We start from the raw sequence: 16,104 nt of genomic DNA, 5'->3' as shown, positions 1-16,104 counted from the left end.
GGCGAGCCCCCCGAGATCACGCGCCGAAGAAGTGGACGACGTAGTAGACGACCGCCGCGACCGCCGCCGCGGCGGGCATCGTGAGCACCCACGCGACGAGGATGTTGCCGGCCACGCCCCAGCGGACCGCGGAGAGCCGCTTGGTGGCGCCCGACCCCATGATCGCCGAGGTGATCGTGTGGGTGGTGGAAATTGGAGCGTGCCAGATGAACGCGGTCGCGTACAGGACGACGGAGGCGGTCGCTTCGGCGGCGAAGCCCTTCGGCGGATCGACCTCGATCACCTTGCGGCCCAGCGTGCGCATGATGCGCCAGCCGCCCGCGTAGGTCCCGGCCGACAGCGCCCCCGCGCACGCGATGATGACCCACCAGGGGACGGAACTGCCGTCCGAGTGCCCGGTCGTGACCAGCGCGAGGACGATGATGCCCATCGTCTTCTGGGCGTCCTGCAGCCCGTGGCCGAGCGCGAGGGACGCGGCGGACATGGTCTGCGCGATGCGGAAGCGGCGGCCGACGCGGCTCGGGTTGGACCGCCGAAAGATCCACAGGATCGCGACCATGACCAGGTAGGCGAGGCAGAACCCGACCACCGGCGACACCACCATCGGCACCGCGACCTTGTCGACGACGCTGGTCCAGTTGACCTCCGACATCGAGGCCAGCCCGGCGCCGACGACCCCGCCGATCAGCGCGTGCGAGGACGACGACGGCAGTCCGAAGTACCAGGTGATCAGATTCCAGGTGATCGCTCCCAGCACGCCGGCCGCGACGACGGTGAGGCCGTGCAGGCCGCTCGGCGGCGTGATGACCTCGCTGATCGTCTTGGCGACGCCGACGCCGAGCAGGGCCCCGATCATGTTCATCGCGGCGGCCATGCCGAGCGCCACCCGCGGGGTGAGCGCCCGGGTCGAGACCGCCGTGGCGATCGCGTTGGCCGCGTCGTGGAACCCGTTGGTGTAGTCGAACACCAGGGCCACCACGACGACGAGGATGAGCACCGCCGTCTGCGCGCCCGAGCGGAGCCCGAGCGCGCCCGCGATCATGACGACCAGCACGCCGGCCAGCAGCAGCAGCCAGGCGCGTCCGGACACCCGGCGGGTCGCCTGCTCGCCCAGCGTCTCGGCGGTGGCCGGGGACTCTCGGGTGAGGGTGGCGCCGGGGTCCTCGGCAGCGCTCATGATTCCTTGACCGCGATGGTCTCGACCGTGTTCGCCACGTGCTCGAAAGCGTCGGCGGCGTCCTCGAGCCGGTCGATGACCTGCTTCAGCTTCAGCACGGTCAGGGTGTCGTACTCGCCGCTGAACAGCTGGGCCAGCAGCTTGCGGTAGACCTGGTCACCCTGGTTCTCCAGGCGGTTGATCTCGATCCAGTACTCGTTGAGCTCCTTCATCGACCGCAGGCGGGGCATGGCCTCGGCGGTCAGCTCGGCGGCGCGCTCCAGGACCTCGACCATGTGGACGATGCCCTTCGGGAACTCGTCGATCTTGTAGAGCACGACGAGGTCCGCGGCCTCCTCCATCTCGTCCATGACGTCGTCGATCGTGGAGGCCAGCCGGTAGATGTCCTCGCGGTCGAAGGGCGTGATGAACGTTTCGTTCAACCGTCGCATGATCGCGTGGGTGCATTCGTCGCCCGCATGTTCGCAGGCGCGCATCTTCTCCGCGATCGCCGCCCGGTCGGCGCCGTCGCTGATGAGTTCCACGAGCAGCCTGGCGCCGGTGACCAGGTTGTTCGCCGAGTCGGCGAACATGTCGTAGAAGCTGTCCTCACGCGGCGTGAGACGCAAGCGCACGTCGTTCTCCTGATGTGCCGGAACAGTCCGCTGAGGATCGTAGGCGCAACCAGCCGTAAAAAGAACCTTTGCCCCGGCTTCGGCTGCTGTCCGCCATCCTCTCACCTACAAGGTTGCCCTAGATCACGAGGTACATACCCCGCGAGAAGCCCCCTATCTGGAGGAACGTTCGCCGTTTCGGCCCGTTCCAGGGGGCTGAGCACGCCGACAAGGGCGATCATGAGTGAGATTCGTTACAGTGCCGCGACCTGGGCGCCGAGCTAGGGCGGGCGGAAATGACGAACCGGGGACGCCCCGAAACGGCGTCCCCGGTTACGGTGCTTCAATCTCGTGGCGTCAGCTCACGTCGACCGGCGTCGCCGGACCGGACTCCTAGTACCATGTCGATCTCGGCAACGGTCAGCGGCCGCTCAGCCGCCGCCACCGCGCCGAGCATCTCGGCATAGAGTTCGATCTCGTCCAGCGCAACGCGGTCGTGGACGCGCAGATCGAGGTTCTGGCGCACCGCGTCCACCTCCGTTCGTTCCCCACACCCGTCGTCGAGGCTACGCGTCTCGCCGCGGCGGGCACATGACCCAAGAGGGCCATTCGAGGGCCACCTCGGCCCTGTCCGTCCGGGGGAGGTCCGCGTGCGCCGCCGGACGGCCGCACACACCGGTTTCAGGAGCCGCACCCCGGATTGGCTAGCCTTCCCAGGTAGTGCCCGTCTGATGCACATGACCCATTCCCCATAGGACGAACGGGCCGGTCACCGCTCCTACTGGAAACCCTCCCGCGTCCCCTGCGTCCCCTGCCGCGTCCCCTGGTGGAAGCCTCCGAGCATCTGCTCCAGCGGCGATTCGGGCAGGTCGCGGACCGTCAGCCGGGCCACGGTCGCGGCGTTGACGTCGGCCCCCGCGAGCCGGGCCGCCTGCCGCGCCACCGTCTGGTCGAACAGCGCGCGGACCGTCCGGGCGTAGGCGAACTGGGGGTCGTCCCGCAGCCGCGAGAACCGGTTGAGCAGCTCGACGCGCAGCTCCTCGTCCAGCATGTAGAGGTCGCGTTCGGCATAGCTCTGGAAGAGCCGGACCATGTCGCGGTCGCCCATCCCGGTGAACTCCAGGGTCCGCCCGAACTCGGCGCGGAAGGCGGGGTTTCCCGCGAGGAAGCCCTCCATCTCCGCCGCGGGGCTGGAGCAGACCACCATGAACCGGGCCCTGCCCTGGCCCTCCGCGCCCCGCTTCATGTGGCGCAGCAGCTCCCCCACCACGGCGGGAGACCGGTCGAGCAGGTACGCCTCCTGGATGAGCAGCACGCCGCCGAGCGCCTGCTCGACCATGCTCGCGACCCGGTTCTCGGTGTCGACCCGGTCGCGTCCCACCAGGTGGACGGGGCGGCAGGCGACCACGTGCCCGGAGTTCAGCAGCCCGAGCGCGGCGTAGATGCCGCCGACGAGGCCGGCGACGGTCGTCTTGCCGGTGCCGGGCGGCCCCGCGAAGACCAGGTGCCGCACGTCGCCGCCGGACATCCCGTACCGGGCCCGGTCGGCGGCGAGCCCCGCCTCTTCGGCCAGTTCCGTCACGGCGGCCTTGACGTCCTCCAGACCGGTGAGCTGGTCGAGCCGGTTCAGGTAGCCGTCGATGTCGCCGGGCGGGCGCAGCGCCGGCTCGATCCCCTCGGCGACGCCCGCGAGATCGTCCGGGGTCAGCACGAGCCGGTCGTGGGACGCCCCGGCGCGCTCCATGTTCCGCTGGGCCGCCTGGTCCAGGTACGCCTCGACCAGCCGCGCGTTGACCAGGTCGCCCGGCCCGCGCAGCCGCTCCAGGTCGGCGCGGACCACCTCCAGGGCCGCGGCGCCGATCGTGACCCGCCGCTCCTCCGCCAGCAGGTGCAGCAGCGTCATCCGGTTGTCGAGGTCGCCGAAGTCGGGCAGCCGGTGGACGCGGAACGCCTGCACGAGCTTCGGGTGGTCCTGGAGCAGCCGCTTGTAGGCGGGCGGCTCGCAGGTCGCGATCACCGGCGTGGTGCTCGCCGGGTCGCGGCGGGCGCGGCGCACCGCGCCGACGAGCGCGGCCGGGTCGGACGCGCCGGCGACGGCCACGTCCAGCCGCTCGAAGAGGATCACCGGGCCCGGCTGCCCGAGCAGCTGCCCGAGCCGCTCCGGCGGCGCGTTCCGGACGTCCTCGGCGTCGTGCGCGCGGATCGACCCGTCGCCGAGCCCCGCGTTGGCCAGCGTCAGCGCGATCATCCGGGCGAGCCGCCGCTGCCCCGAGTGCGGGGCGCCGACCAGCAGCACGCCGGGGACGCCGGACCTGATCGAGCTGGGCGCGCCGTCCACGCGGGTGCGCTCGATGTCCTCGCCCGCCGGGGCGTTCCACTCCTCGGCCTGCTTCTTGAGGTCGCCGAGGAGCACGGCCGCGTCGTGCTCGCCGTACAGGAAGCCGAACCCGAACCGCTCCAGGACCCGGCGGGTGCTGCGGTCGCTCGGCGGCGGGATCTCCTCGACGGGCTGGTCCGGCGACGGCGTGTCGTCCAGGAAGTCGAAGCCGCCGACCATCGTGCCGGACATGACCTTCGTCCCCGGGCCGCCTCCGGGGACGGGCTGCCCCGGACTGGGAGGCACGGGACCGGGAGGCACGGGGCCGGGCGGAGCGTCTTCGAGGTCGTCCGGGCCGAGGATGCGCGTCCCCGGCGGCTGGCTCTGCTGGTTCTGCCGGCCCTGCTGCGGGGGGCCGCCCTGGTCTTCCACGCGCGTCGCGTACGGGTCGAACGCCTGAGGCTGCGGCTCCGGCGCGGGAGGCGCGGGGTTCGCCTGGCCCGGCGGGACGTTCGGCTGCGCGCTCGGCTGAGGCGGCGGGGCGGAGCCCGCCGGCTGGTACCCCAGCACCGTGTACGGCGGCACGAAGTTCTCGTCCTGCTGCTCCTCCTCCGGAGGGGAGAAGCCGCCGAGCTCCTGAGGGGGCGCGGGCGCAGGGCTCGCCTGGACCGGCGCGGGCGCGGCGGGCTGGGCCGGGGGCGAGAGCGGAGGCGGCTGCGGGCTCGGCACCGGCGCGGGCGGCGCCGGGCTCTGCATGGGTGCCGGAGGCGCCGGGCTCTGCATCGGCGCCGGGGGCGCCGGATTCTGCAGAGCCGCGGGCTGCGGCGCCGCACCGGGACGCTGGAATCCCAGCTCGGTGTACGGAGGCGCGACGCTGCCGTCGTCCTTGTCCTCCTCGGCGGGCGAGTGGCCGCCCGCCATCGGGTCCGGGGACGCGAACCCCGGGGACCCCGAGAGCGGCGGGGAGGCGAATGCGGCCTGCTGGCCCTGGCCCGGCACGGGGCCCTGGGCGTGCCCGGCGGCCGGGCCGGGCGCGTTCTCCCAGCCGGGCTGCGCGGGCGGCTGGACGAACGGGCGGTCGGGTCCGGACGGCGCGAAGTTCGCCCCGGACGCTTCCTGCGGCGACGCGCCGGGGGCGATGCCGGGCTGGCTCGGCATGTTGAACGGGGACGGTTGCGGCGACGCCGGGTTGGGCGGCGGCGTGGTCGTCGGGGCGGCGGCCGTGGCGCGGGCCCGGTTGCGTCCGATGATCCCGGCGACGACCGCGGTCGGGACGGGGAAGCCGCGCGGACGGGCGGGCATGCCGCCGAGCCGGCACCACGCCAGGTCGACCTCGTACATGGCGGCGAGCAGCGACTCGGCGCCCGGCCCCGATCCGGCGGCCGACCGCAGCGGCTCCGGGAGCCGCATGTCCTGCGGCCACAGCCGGCGCAGCGGGTGCCCCTTCTGCTGCGAGACCGCCTGCACGGTGTAGCGGATCTCCGGGTCCAGCCAGGGCACGATCGTGCCGACCATGTCCTTGCGGACGACGTCCAGATCGGAGGCGAGCAGGGCGGCGGCCACGAGCCGGGGCTCGATGTAGGCCGGTTCGGCGGGATCGCCCGACAGGTCGGCAATCAGCTCGCTGAGCGTGTAGAAGGCGTGCCGGAAGTTGTCCCCGGGCGAGCTCTCGTTCCTCAGCGCGGGCACCAGGTTGGGCGGGCACCGCGTCAGCCACTGCTGGACGATCGCCTGGTCCCCGTAGGGCAGCGCCCCGTAGTCGACGGTCGGGTTGGACAGGGTGGCGCCGAGGATGGCGAGCAGCGCGTCCGCCCTCACCTGGAACCGGACGTCGTCGCGGAGCGCGCTTGCGACGGCCCACATCGTCCGCAGGACGACGACCGCGGCGTCCACCCGGCTGGCGCGCAGCCGCTCGGCGTAGAGCGCGACCAGCGACTCCAGGGCGGGCGGGGTGAGCCAGCGCGGGCCGTCCACGTCGGGGAGGGGCCTGGCGCGGTAGGGCTTCCACAGGTCGAGCATCTGGGCGTCCAGCCGCGAGTCGAACGCGGGCGCGGCGGAGCACCACAGCATCACGCCCCAGGCGACGGCGACGGTGGACGGCGTCTCGTTCGTGAACTCCCGCCACCAGTGCGGGTAGTCGGGCGCGGCCAGCGTGGCGGCGGACTCCACGGTCGAGCGGACCCGCGAGGTCAGCTCCGTCGCGAACCCGTGCGCGACGAAGGGCAGTCCGGACGGCGGGTCGTAGGAGAAGTCGGGACCGGCCGGGATGACGTGCGGCGGCAGCGCCGGGACCTGCCCGGCCCCCTGCTGCGCGGGCCTCGCGGCCATCCGGACGGAGGGGATGCGCGGCGGCGGGCACAGGTACCACTGCCCGTCGGACGGGTGCAGCCGGTACCAGCGGGCCCACGCGCCGAACAGCCACCACGTCCCGTCCGGCAGGACGAGCATGCGGCCGGCGATGGCGTGATGGCGCTGCTGCGGAGGCGCCGACGGCCACCACGCGGCGGCCACCATCGCCCTCGTGTCGCGCTCCGCCTCCGTGAACGGATCGTGCCCCGCCGGGGGGCTGGGCGGCGGAGCGCTGCCATAGCCCGGTCCCCACACCACGATGGTCATCGTAGTCAGCAGAATCCGGCCGAGGCTCCCCCCAGCGGCCGTTTCCCCGCGTTCCCGCAGGTCAGGGGATTATCAGAGGGGAGGAAACGCCGGATCAGGCATGGCGCGGAGCGCTTTGACGCCGCCCCCGCCACGCGTTCCGGTCCGCGCCGCGCCGTTTGCCCGGGAGCGCGGGGTTCAGTCCCACTGGGCGGTGCGGTGCCGTTCGGCCTTCTGCACGTAGACCTCGGGCGTGTACCGCAGGACGGCGCGGTCGTCGTCGGTCAGTTCCCGGACGATCTTGCCGGGCGTGCCCGCGACGAGCACCCCGGACGGGATCTTCTTGCCGGGCGGGACGAGCGCGCCGGCCGCGATGAGCGTCCCGGAGCCGATGCGGGCGCCGTTCAGCACGATGGCGCCGATGCCGATGAGCGAGCCGGTCTCGACGTGGGCGCCGTGCACCATCGCCTTGTGGCCGAGGCTGACCCGGTCCTCCAGGACGGCCGGCATGCCCGGGTCGGAGTGCATGCAGCCGAGGTCCTGGATGTTGCACTCCTCGCCGACGATGATCTCCTCGTCGTCGCCGCGCAGCACCGAGCCGTACCAGACGTTGGACGCGCGGCCCAGCGTCACCCGTCCGACCACGACCGCGCCGGGCGCGACCCACGCCGTGGGATCGATCTTCGGCCGGTCCTCGCCCAACGCTCCCAGGTAGCTCATGGCGCCGATGGTAGCCGCCCCCCGATGAAGCGATTTCTCCGTAGATTGGATAGTTTGTCGCGCACGTCCGTGTGACGAAACGGCAGCGAGAAGTGCGTTCCGGTTGCGCGAATGGGGTGGACCGGACAAGAGTCGTCCTGACGTTTCCCACCGTGGGCCGCTCACCGGCGGGTGAGGATCGCATCTCAACCGACCCTGACGGGGCGCCGACCCCCGCCAACGACCCCCAAGGCATCATGAGCAACGAAGCCGAAATCCTGCCGAACCTCCTCCAAGAAGAGTCCTTCGAGATCGTCATGCGCGGCTACAACCGCCGCCAGGTCGACGACTACATCGCCCGCGCCCAGCAGAAGCACCGTGAACTAGAGGCGCGGCTCGCCCGCGCGCAGGACGAGGTCGAGCGGATCCGCCGTGAGATGGCCGAGGTCCGGGAGGCCCGCAAGCCGACCGGCGACGACCTGAGCGACCGGCTCCGGCAGATCATCAATCTCGCCGAGGACGAGGCCCAGGAGAAGCTGGCCGAGGCCGAGGCCAAGGGCGGCGAGATCCGCAAGGACGCCGAGCACGAGTCCAAGCGGGTCATCGACGAGGCCCGCGCCCACGCCGACCGGAACCTCGCCCAGGCGCAGGAGAAGGCCGACCACGTGCTCGCCTCCGCCAAGAAGGAGTCCGAGAGCGTCCTGTCGTCCGCCAAGCAGGAGGCCGAGCAGACGGTGACCAGCGCCCGGCTGGAGGCCGAGCGCACCCTCACCGCGTCCGAGCGCCGGGCCAGTGTGATCAACGAGGGCGCGACCCAGCGGCTCACCGCGCTCACGAAGAACCACACCCAGGCCCTCCAGCGCCTCACCGAGATCAGCGACACGCTGCACCGGCTGCTGACCGCCGAGAACGAGGCCGGTCCGCTGGAGAAGATGGTCGAGGACGCCGTCCGGCAGAGCCCGGGGCCGCGCGCCCAGGGCAAGCAGGCCCCGCAGGCGCAGCCCGCGCAGGCGAGCCCCGCGCAGCCCTCGTCCGCGACGGGGCCCAGGCCGGTGCAGACCGCCGCCAAGCCCGCCCCGGCCAAGCCCGCCACGCCGCCCGCCACCCCGGCCACCCCGGCCGCTCCGGCCGCTCCGGCACAGGCGAGCCCCGCGCAGGCGAGCCCGGCCCAGACGAGCCCGGTACAGACGAGCCCGGCAAAGACGGCCCCGCCGCAGGCGAGCCCGCCGCAGACCGCGCCGCCGGTCAAGAAGCCCGAGCCGTCCCCGGCCGCCGACGCCCCCGCGCCGCAGGCGAAGCCCACCCGCCCGGACGAGGACTCCGGCGGCCCCGCGACCACCCCCATCCCGCCGCAGCAGCGCGGCCCCATCGAGTTGTAGAGCGAGCACGCCGCCGCCGGGCGGTGCGCCGGGCCCTGAGCAGGCCGGGCGCACCGCCCGTCGCGTTCTCCGGGATCTCGCGTTATATAGGATCTTGATCGTGAGCAATCGGACCCATCCGCGCGGAACCGCCCGCCCCGTCAGGCTTCTCGGGGACCCGGTCCTGCGCACCGAGTGCGACCCGGTCCGGACGTTCGACGCGTCCCTGGAGCGCCTCGTCGACGACATGTTCGTCACCATGTACGAGGAGGACGGCGCCGGCCTCGCCGGGAACCAGATCGGTGTCGGCCTGCGGCTGTTCGTCTACGACTGCGAGGACGACCGGGGGCGCCGCCACATCGGCCACGTCGTCAACCCGACGCTGGTGGCCGCCGACGGCGAGCAGGTGGTCGAGTCGGAGGGCTGCCTGTCGGTCCCCGGCCTGCGCTTCGACACCCCCCGCTACCAGCACGCCGTCGTCGAGGGCGTGGACGTGAAGGGCAGGCCCGTCCGCGTCGAGGGCACCGGGTACTTCGCCCGCTGCCTCCAGCACGAATGCGGGCACCTGGCGGGCGAGGTCTACATCGACGTGCTGTCCGGGGACGCCCGCCGCGAGGCGATGCGGGCCATCCGCGCCCTCCGCGAGTAGCCGCCCGGAAGGAAGCCGGGCACTGCGCGCTCCCGTGCGACCCACCTGTCCGGCGCCGGCGCTCAACCTTTCCTCTGCCCGCATTCAGGGGACGTTCAGGTTGGGATGGAAGCCTCTGCGATGATGTGGAGGGGGACTGTGCCAGTGATCGAACGTACGGCGAACGGCGGCCGGGCGGCGGAGGCGACGCTGCTCGTCGTCGAGGACGAGCCCAACATCCTGGAGCTCCTCGCCGGCAGCCTGCGGTTCACCGGCTTCGACGTGATCACCGCCACCAACGGCGCGGACGCGGTGCAGGCGGCGCGGCGGCACCGTCCCGATCTGATCGTGCTGGACGTGATGCTGCCCGACATCGACGGGTTCGACGTCGCGCGGCGGCTGCGGTCCGGCGGCGACCACACCCCCGTGCTGTTCCTGACCGCGCGGGACGCCGTCCAGGACCGGATCAAGGGGCTGACGATCGGCGGCGACGACTACGTCACCAAGCCGTTCAGCCTGGAGGAGGTCATCGCCCGCATCCGGGCGGTGCTGCGGCGGTTCCGCGGCGGCGTGACCGAGCCTCCGCCGCGCATGGTCTTCGCCGACATCGAGCTGGACGAGGACAGCCACGAGGTGTGGCGCGGCGGCAGGCCCGTCCAGCTGTCGCCGACCGAGTTCAAGCTGCTGCGCTACTTCATGGCGAACGCGGGCCGGGTCGTGTCCAAGGCGCAGATCCTCGACCACGTGTGGAACTACGACTTCCGCGGTGACGCCGGCATCGTCGAGTCGTACGTGTCCGCGCTGCGCCGCAAGGTCGACAACACCGAGCCCCGGCTGATCCACACGCTGCGCGGCGTCGGCTACGTGCTGCGCGAGCCGTCGAGAACGGGCTGATGGCCACGCGGGCCCCGGCGGCCGCCGCTCCCGCGGCGCGGGGCGCCGGCGGCGCGGCGCCCGCCGGGGGCCTGGCGCGGCTGTGGGCGCGCACGTCGCTGCGCGTCAAGCTGATCGCCGGGATGCTCGTCCTGGTCACGCTCGGCATGACGGTGATGAGCGCGGCGGGCGCGTCCGTGCTGCGGCAGTACCTCGTCGGACGGGCCGACGACCAGCTGCGCGGTTCGGTCGGGCGGGCGATCGACCAGGTCGTCCCGCAGCTGGAGAGCGGGCAGACCCGGATCACCGTGCGGATCCCGAGCGAGATGTACGGGCAGGTCCGCACCACCGACGGCCGCTCGCTCGGGCAGAACGAGGCGTGGAGCGAGTCCGGCCATCCGCGACTGCCGGCCGACCTGAACAAGCACGTCGACCGGCCGTTCACGGTGACCGGGACCGGCGGGTCGACCTGGCGGATCCTGGCCGAGCCGATCCCGGGCGGCGCGGTGATCGTGCTCGCGTTCAGCCTGGAGGAGATCGACCGGACCGTGCAGCGGCTGGTGGTGATCGACGCGATCGTCGGGCTGGCCGTGCTGGCGGTGCTGGCGGTGGTCGGCGTGGGCGTCGTCCGGGCCAGCCTGCGGCCGCTGTCGGCGGTGGAGGAGACGGCGGGCGCGATCGCGGCGGGCGACCTGTCCCGGCGCGTCCCGGAGGCGGACCCGGGCACGGAGATGGGCCGGCTCGGGCGCTCGCTGAACACGATGCTCGGACAGATCGAGGCGGCGTTCGGGGCGCGTGCGGAGTCGGAGGCGGCGGCCCGGCGCTCGGAGGAGACGGCGCTGCGCTCGGAGGAGACCGCCCTGCGCTCGGAGGAGCGGATGCGGCGGTTCGTCGCGGACGCCAGCCACGAGCTGCGCACCCCGCTGACCGCGATCCGCGGGTTCGCCGAGTTCTACCGGCAGGGCGCGGCCCGCTCCCCCGCGGAACTGGACCGGCTGATCGGCCGGATCGAGGAGACCGCGTCCCGGATGGGCCTGCTCGTGGAGGACCTGCTGCTGCTCGCCCGGCTGGACCGCCAGCGCCCGATCGAGCGGCGCCCGGTGGACCTCCTCGCCGTCGCCGCCGACTCTGTCCAGGAGGCGAGAGTCCTGGCACCCGAGCGCACGATCGACCTCACCGTCGAGGGAGGGCTGGCCTACCAGGTGCGCGGGGACGAACCGCGGCTGCGGCAGGTGCTCGGCAACCTGCTCACCAACGCGATCACGCACACCCCGGAGGGCACGCCGGTCGGGGTGCGGTTGTCGCCGGGCTCGCTGCGGGGCGAGCCGGCGGCGGTCGTCGCGGTCGCCGACCAGGGGCCCGGCCTGGCTCCCGAGCAGGTGGAGCGGGTCTTCGAGCGTTTCTACCGCTCCGACGAGGGCCGCTCCCGCGACGACGGCGGCGCCGGTCTCGGCCTCGCCATCGTCGCCGCGCTCGTCGCCGCCCACGAGGGCGTCGTCCGGGCCGACTCCACGCCCGGCGAGGGTTCGACGTTCTCGGTCGTCCTGCCCCTGGCGGAAGACTAGAGACGGCGATCGGGAGAGCAGCGGCATCCCGGAGACACACCCTCATTCCGGAAATGCCACGGCTTTCAGGAAACGTTCAGGATCGTGGGTTCCAATGGATCCACAGGGCGCGCCCCGGTCCCGACGGGGAGCGGGAGGCAGCGCCCTGGCCAGCTTCAGAACGACCAGCACGCTTCAGAACGACCAGCACGGCGGCCGGAGGGACGACCCTTCGGCCGTTTTTCATGACATGTAGGCGTTCAGCACACTTTCAGGTTGGCTCCAGGCGGCCTGCAGACCCGGGGCGCACTCTTCATGGTGAGAGAGCGACAGGGGGATCCGATGAACGCCGACCGGCCGCAGCAGCAGCCTTGGGAGCCAAGCAGACACGGCTTCGACCCTTACCCGCAGTGGACGGACAACCTCCCGCCGCCTCAGCCGGAGGCGCCGTCCCGTCCCGGCGTGTTCGGCTCGGGCGTGCTGGGCACGACGCGGCACAAGCTCGCCGCCGTGGGCGCCGCACTGGCACTGGCCCTGGGGGCGGGCGGCGCCGGCGCGGGCGTGGTGCTGGCGCTGACGCACGAGAGCACCGTCTACGCGAGCCCGACGGCCGTCTCGGGGATCGCGTCCAAGAGCACGACCGCACAGGTCGCCGCCGCCGTGCAGCCGAGCGTGGTGTCGATCCAGGCGCAGACCTCATCCGGCGTGGAGGGCGGCTCGGGCGTGGTCCTGCGCTCCGACGGGGTGATCCTCACCAACGCGCACGTGGTGTCCGGGGCCCAGCAGGTCGCGGTGAAGTTCAGCGACGGCAGGACCGCGTCGGCGCAGGTCCTCGGCACCGACAAGGCAGAGGACATCGCCGTGGTCAAGGCGCAGGGGGTGTCGGGCCTCAAGCCCGCGACGCTCGGCGCCAGCGGCCGCGTCTCGGTCGGCGACGAGGTCCTGGCCGTCGGAAGCCCGCTCGGGCTGGACGGCTCGGTGACGTCCGGCATCGTCAGCGCCCTCGGCCGCGAGATCCAGGAGGGCGGCGACCAGCAGCAGCAGCTCCCGCCAGGGCTCCAGGGCCGGCTGTCGCAGCAGCAGCAGACCGTGATCAAGAACGCGATCCAGACCGACGCCGCCATCAACCCCGGCAACTCCGGCGGCGCGCTGGTCAACGCCGCGGGCCAGGTGATCGGCGTCAACACCGCCATCGCCACGTCCGGGAGCAGCGAGGGGAGCATCGGGGTCGGCTTCGCCATCCCCGTCGACTCCGCCAAGAAGGCCGCCGACGCGATCATCGCCGGCGCATCGGTCTGACCCGGGACGCCGTCCGGCCAGGGCTCTGGGGGGAGCGGGCGGCGGACGGCGACCCGGGCCGGTAGGTCCTTCCGGCCGGGCCGGGCGGAAGGACCGAGCAAGGGAGAGCGGCCGCGTGACCTGCCTGTGGGTCACGCGGCCGCTCACTTGTCCCCCATCAGCCCGGCGCCCTGACCGACCCGGGCTTGGAGTCAGCCCTGTTCCGGGGCCGTGCCCCTGACCTTGACGGCCGGGCGCCGCTTCACCTTGGCCAGCATGCGTCGCGTCGTGAGCAGGTAGTACTCGCGCGGCAGCGTGCGGAGACGCAGCGGGAGCCGCGGGTACACGAGCGCGATCACGCCGACCAGGAGACGGAACCTGCGCTCCCGCCGCGCGTTCCACTCCCATCCGTACTGCTCGCGGATCGGCGCGGGCATCAGCCCCGCGGTGAGCAGCCGGATCGTCGCCAGGCCGGGCGCGTGCAGCGGCCCGCCCGGAAGCCTCGGGTTGAGCACCTGCCCGGCGATGGCCCGCGACGCGTCGGTGATCTTCAAGCTGCGCAGCATGCCCGCGTAGTACTCGCGGAACTGCGGATAGGTTCCCGGCATCCGTTCCTCCGGGCAGCCGAGGATCGTCGCGTAGACCTTGGTCTGCCGGTAGAACTCCTCCAGCTCCGCATCGGTGAACGTCCGCCGGAAGACCATCTGGTAGAACTGCACCGCCACCGCGAACAGGGTGGCCGCGACCCACACCTGCAACTCCGGGTCGTTCGCCTCGTAGTCGGGGCCCGTGACGGCCGTGTGCCCCCTGGTGACCAGGGCGCTGAAGGTCTCGGCCTCCTCCCGCGTCCCGAACTGCACCGCGTAGAGCCACCCCATCGTGTTCCGCAGCCTGCGCAGCGGGTCGTCCGCCGTGTAGCTGTGGTCGTAGACGCCCTGCGCCACCTTCGGGTGCGCGGTCTGCAGCAACGACGCGGCCCCGCCCGCGGCGATCAGCACGCCCTCCCGCGTGATGACGCGGATGAGGTCGCCGTCCTGGAAGAGTCCTTGTTCATCGGCAAGCACGGTCATGGCGCCCAGTGTAAGTAAGTACTTTCAGTTGTCGCCAGTCGGAACGCGGAGCGGGAGCCGCCGGAGCCACGGGGACGATATTGAAGCGACTCCGCCGATCCTTCCCTGCGACAATGGGGGCATGCCCGCCCAGATCCATGTCCGCGGCTCGGTCTCCATCCCGGAGTCCGAGCTCGGCTGGCGTTTCTCCCGCTCCTCGGGGCCGGGCGGGCAGCACGTCAACACCAGCGCCACCGCCGCCGAACTCTCCTTCGACGTCGCGAACTCGCCGTCCCTCCCCGAGCCGCTGCGCGCCCGCGCCCTGGAGCGCCTCTCCGGCCGCCTGGTCCGCGGCGTCCTCACGATCCGCGCCGAGGAGTACCGCTCCCAGCAGCGCAACCGCGACGCCGCCCGCACCCGCCTGGCGACCCTCCTGGCCGAGGCGACGGCCCCTCCCCCGAAGAAGCGCGTCCCCAAGAAGGTCCCCCGCGGCATCAACGAGCGGCGGCTGGAGAACAAGAAGCGCCGCAGCAGCGTCAAGCGCCAGCGCAGCGCCCGGTGGGACTGACCCCCGGCGTCCCCGGGACCGCCCTAAAATGATCTTCATGTCATCCGGGCTCGTCCTCATCGATCTCATGCCGCGCATCGTGGCGCTGCCGCTCGCCCCCCACCCCGGAGAGGACGTGCTCGACCGCTGCCGGGCGCTCGCCGCCGCGTTCCGCGCGCAGGGGCGGCCGGTCGCGCTCGTGCGCGTCGAGCGTCCGAACGTCGCCCGGCAGCCCGCGGGCAGCGAGCTCGCGCCCGGCCTCGAAGAGCCCGGCGACATCGTCGTCGTGAAGCGGACGATCGGCGCCTTCCACGACACCGACCTGGACGCGCGGCTGCGGGAGCGGGGCCTGACGACGCTCGTCTTCGGCGGGCTCGTCACGAGCATGGGCGTGGAGTCCACCGCGCGGGCCGCGAGCGACCACGGCTACGACCTGGAATTCGTCGCGGACGCGATGTCCGACCGCACCGCCGAGGAGCACGACTTCGCCGTGCGGCGCACGTTCCCGAGGTTCGGCACCGTCAGGAACACCGCCGACTACCTCTGATCGTCCAGGGACCCGCCGGCGCGCGGCGCAGCAGATGAGCGAGCGCGGCGCCGCGGCGCCCGGCGCTCGACCCCGCGGTCCCCTCAGCGGCGGAACAGGGCCCGGCTCGTCCCCATCATGATCCGGTCGCGCGGGCGCAGCGTCCGCATGACGGACTCCAGCACCGGCCGGGCCATCGAGACGCACCCCGCGGTCTGTCCCACCCCGACGTGCATGAAGATCGCCGACCCGTTCCCCTGGACGACGGGCGAGTCCGGAGGCCGGTTGTAGTTGATCACCACGGCCTGCCGGTAGGGCCCGTTCTCCATGATCTGCGAGAGATCCTCGTCGGCGGGCAGGCACGCGCCCCGGTAGTAGCGGTTGTACCGCCGGTCGCCGATCGTCGAGCCCCAGCAGTCGCCGCTCTCCCGAAGCCTCCGGTAGGGGAGGCGGGTACCGGGATCCCCTTCGCCGAACGCCTCGGTCAGGCTGTAGGAGCCGCTCGGCGACATGCCGTCGCCCTCCCGCTTGGCGCCCGGTTCGGCGTACCCGTTCCGTCCCACATGTCCTGGTGCGGTGAGAACGGCTTTCCAGGACCGTCCCGTCCAGGCGCATTCAGTGACGACCACCTCGGTCGTCCCGTAACGGGCCGCCACGGCGAACACCACGTGCCGCGCCGAACCCGCCCTGTAGCGCGTCTTCCCCTGGGCGAGCGCCCGGCAGGGATCCTCCGCCCCCTGGGCGAACGCCCGCGGAGCATGAAGACCTGCCGCGACCAGCACCGCGACAGAGGAGAGGACCGTGACCCGCATGGCGCCCGAACGCATGACGCTGCTCCCTGTTCTCCCCCGGACGAGCGTGCCGATGATCGCGTCCCGATCTCTACCCCGCCCGGGTTCGCCTCACCCGCCCGCGAGGGC

The 16,104-nt window shown here is 72.7% G+C and carries 14 protein-coding genes; 6 read left to right on the top strand and 8 right to left on the bottom strand.

From position 1 onward, the window contains the following. Positions 1-16: 16 nt before the first annotated feature. The 6 genes from BJ999_RS05420 to BJ999_RS43965 all read right to left on the bottom strand — a co-directional run bounded on the left by BJ999_RS05420 (position 17) and on the right by BJ999_RS43965 (position 8,769). Positions 17-1,177: an inorganic phosphate transporter gene (locus BJ999_RS05420; RefSeq protein WP_444541851.1), complete on the bottom strand. Its 1,161-nt coding sequence runs from the start codon at positions 1,175-1,177 to the stop codon at positions 17-19. Continuing rightward, positions 1,174-1,791, bottom strand: a complete 618-nt coding sequence (locus BJ999_RS05415; RefSeq protein ID WP_132199943.1) for a DUF47 domain-containing protein — start codon at positions 1,789-1,791, stop codon at positions 1,174-1,176. The genes BJ999_RS05420 and BJ999_RS05415 overlap by 4 nt, the downstream gene beginning before the upstream one ends. A gap of 322 nt (positions 1,792-2,113) precedes the next feature. Beyond that, a complete protein-coding gene (locus BJ999_RS05410; RefSeq protein WP_089314034.1) occupies positions 2,114-2,305 on the bottom strand; it encodes a hypothetical protein in 192 nt (63 codons plus the stop codon). Between the two features lie 243 nt (positions 2,306-2,548). Next, on the bottom strand, positions 2,549-6,703 hold the full coding sequence (locus BJ999_RS05405; protein ID WP_179832258.1) for an AAA family ATPase: 4,155 nt from the start codon (positions 6,701-6,703) through the stop codon (positions 2,549-2,551). Positions 6,704-6,880: 177 nt separating this feature from the next. Continuing rightward, positions 6,881-7,402 (bottom strand): gamma carbonic anhydrase family protein, encoded by a 522-nt coding sequence (locus BJ999_RS05400; RefSeq protein ID WP_179832257.1) that lies wholly within the window; start codon positions 7,400-7,402, stop codon positions 6,881-6,883. A 362-nt stretch (positions 7,403-7,764) separates the two neighbouring features. Next, entirely contained in the window at positions 7,765-8,769 is a 1,005-nt protein-coding gene (locus tag BJ999_RS43965; protein ID WP_420838222.1) for a pentapeptide repeat-containing protein, read from the bottom strand. 91 nt (positions 8,770-8,860) lie between these two features. Here BJ999_RS43965 and def point away from each other — a divergent pair, with 91 nt between their 5' ends. The 4 genes from def to BJ999_RS05375 all read left to right on the top strand — a co-directional run bounded on the left by def (position 8,861) and on the right by BJ999_RS05375 (position 13,083). Then, on the top strand, positions 8,861-9,388 hold the full coding sequence (gene def, locus BJ999_RS05390; RefSeq protein ID WP_229810226.1) for a peptide deformylase: 528 nt from the start codon (positions 8,861-8,863) through the stop codon (positions 9,386-9,388). Between the two features lie 144 nt (positions 9,389-9,532). Then, positions 9,533-10,261, top strand: a complete 729-nt coding sequence (locus tag BJ999_RS05385) for a response regulator transcription factor (RefSeq protein WP_229810227.1) — start codon at positions 9,533-9,535, stop codon at positions 10,259-10,261. Then, entirely contained in the window at positions 10,261-11,805 is a 1,545-nt protein-coding gene (locus tag BJ999_RS05380) for a sensor histidine kinase (RefSeq protein ID WP_179832253.1), read from the top strand. Before BJ999_RS05385 ends, BJ999_RS05380 begins: the two co-directional genes overlap by 1 nt. Before the next feature lie 321 nt (positions 11,806-12,126). Beyond that, complete coding sequence (locus BJ999_RS05375; protein WP_179832252.1) at positions 12,127-13,083, top strand: S1C family serine protease; 957 nt, start codon at positions 12,127-12,129, stop codon at positions 13,081-13,083. Positions 13,084-13,274: 191 nt separating this feature from the next. On the opposite strand, the gene BJ999_RS05370 is transcribed toward BJ999_RS05375, so the two are convergent. Then, on the bottom strand, positions 13,275-14,132 hold the full coding sequence (locus BJ999_RS05370) for an oxygenase MpaB family protein (protein WP_179832251.1): 858 nt from the start codon (positions 14,130-14,132) through the stop codon (positions 13,275-13,277). 121 nt (positions 14,133-14,253) lie between these two features. Here BJ999_RS05370 and arfB point away from each other — a divergent pair, with 121 nt between their 5' ends. Continuing rightward, entirely contained in the window at positions 14,254-14,679 is a 426-nt protein-coding gene (gene arfB, locus BJ999_RS05365; RefSeq protein ID WP_179832250.1) for an alternative ribosome rescue aminoacyl-tRNA hydrolase ArfB, read from the top strand. A gap of 37 nt (positions 14,680-14,716) precedes the next feature. After that, positions 14,717-15,205: an isochorismatase family protein gene (locus BJ999_RS05360; protein WP_179832249.1), complete on the top strand. Its 489-nt coding sequence runs from the start codon at positions 14,717-14,719 to the stop codon at positions 15,203-15,205. An 83-nt stretch (positions 15,206-15,288) separates the two neighbouring features. Here the strand turns inward: BJ999_RS05360 and BJ999_RS05355 are convergent, their stop codons facing one another. Next, positions 15,289-16,011 carry a L,D-transpeptidase family protein gene (locus tag BJ999_RS05355; protein WP_179832248.1) on the bottom strand — a complete coding sequence of 241 codons (723 nt, stop codon included), beginning with the start codon at positions 16,009-16,011 and terminating at the stop codon, positions 15,289-15,291. Positions 16,012-16,104: the final 93 nt, after the last annotated feature.

Origin of the sequence: Actinomadura citrea, from assembly GCF_013409045.1 — a bacterium.
GTDB classification, from domain to species: domain Bacteria; phylum Actinomycetota; class Actinomycetes; order Streptosporangiales; family Streptosporangiaceae; genus Spirillospora; species Spirillospora citrea.
This window is presented reverse-complemented; position numbering and strand designations above follow the sequence as displayed.

What these genes read in the sequence shown, in the direction of transcription:
- BJ999_RS05420 (WP_444541851.1), bottom strand. Translation starts at nt 1,177, where the DNA reads ATGAGCGCTGCCGAGGACCCCGGCGCCACCCTCACCCGAGAGTCCCCG.
- BJ999_RS05405 (WP_179832258.1), bottom strand. Translation starts at nt 6,703, where the DNA reads ATGACCATCGTGGTGTGGGGACCGGGCTATGGCAGCGCTCCGCCGCCC.
- BJ999_RS05400 (WP_179832257.1), bottom strand. Translation starts at nt 7,402, where the DNA reads ATGAGCTACCTGGGAGCGTTGGGCGAGGACCGGCCGAAGATCGATCCC.
- BJ999_RS05380 (WP_179832253.1), top strand. Translation starts at nt 10,261, where the DNA reads ATGGCCACGCGGGCCCCGGCGGCCGCCGCTCCCGCGGCGCGGGGCGCC.
- BJ999_RS05375 (WP_179832252.1), top strand. Translation starts at nt 12,127, where the DNA reads ATGAACGCCGACCGGCCGCAGCAGCAGCCTTGGGAGCCAAGCAGACAC.
- BJ999_RS05370 (WP_179832251.1), bottom strand. Translation starts at nt 14,132, where the DNA reads ATGACCGTGCTTGCCGATGAACAAGGACTCTTCCAGGACGGCGACCTC.
- arfB (WP_179832250.1), top strand. Translation starts at nt 14,254, where the DNA reads ATGCCCGCCCAGATCCATGTCCGCGGCTCGGTCTCCATCCCGGAGTCC.
- BJ999_RS05360 (WP_179832249.1), top strand. Translation starts at nt 14,717, where the DNA reads ATGTCATCCGGGCTCGTCCTCATCGATCTCATGCCGCGCATCGTGGCG.
- BJ999_RS05355 (WP_179832248.1), bottom strand. Translation starts at nt 16,011, where the DNA reads ATGCGTTCGGGCGCCATGCGGGTCACGGTCCTCTCCTCTGTCGCGGTG.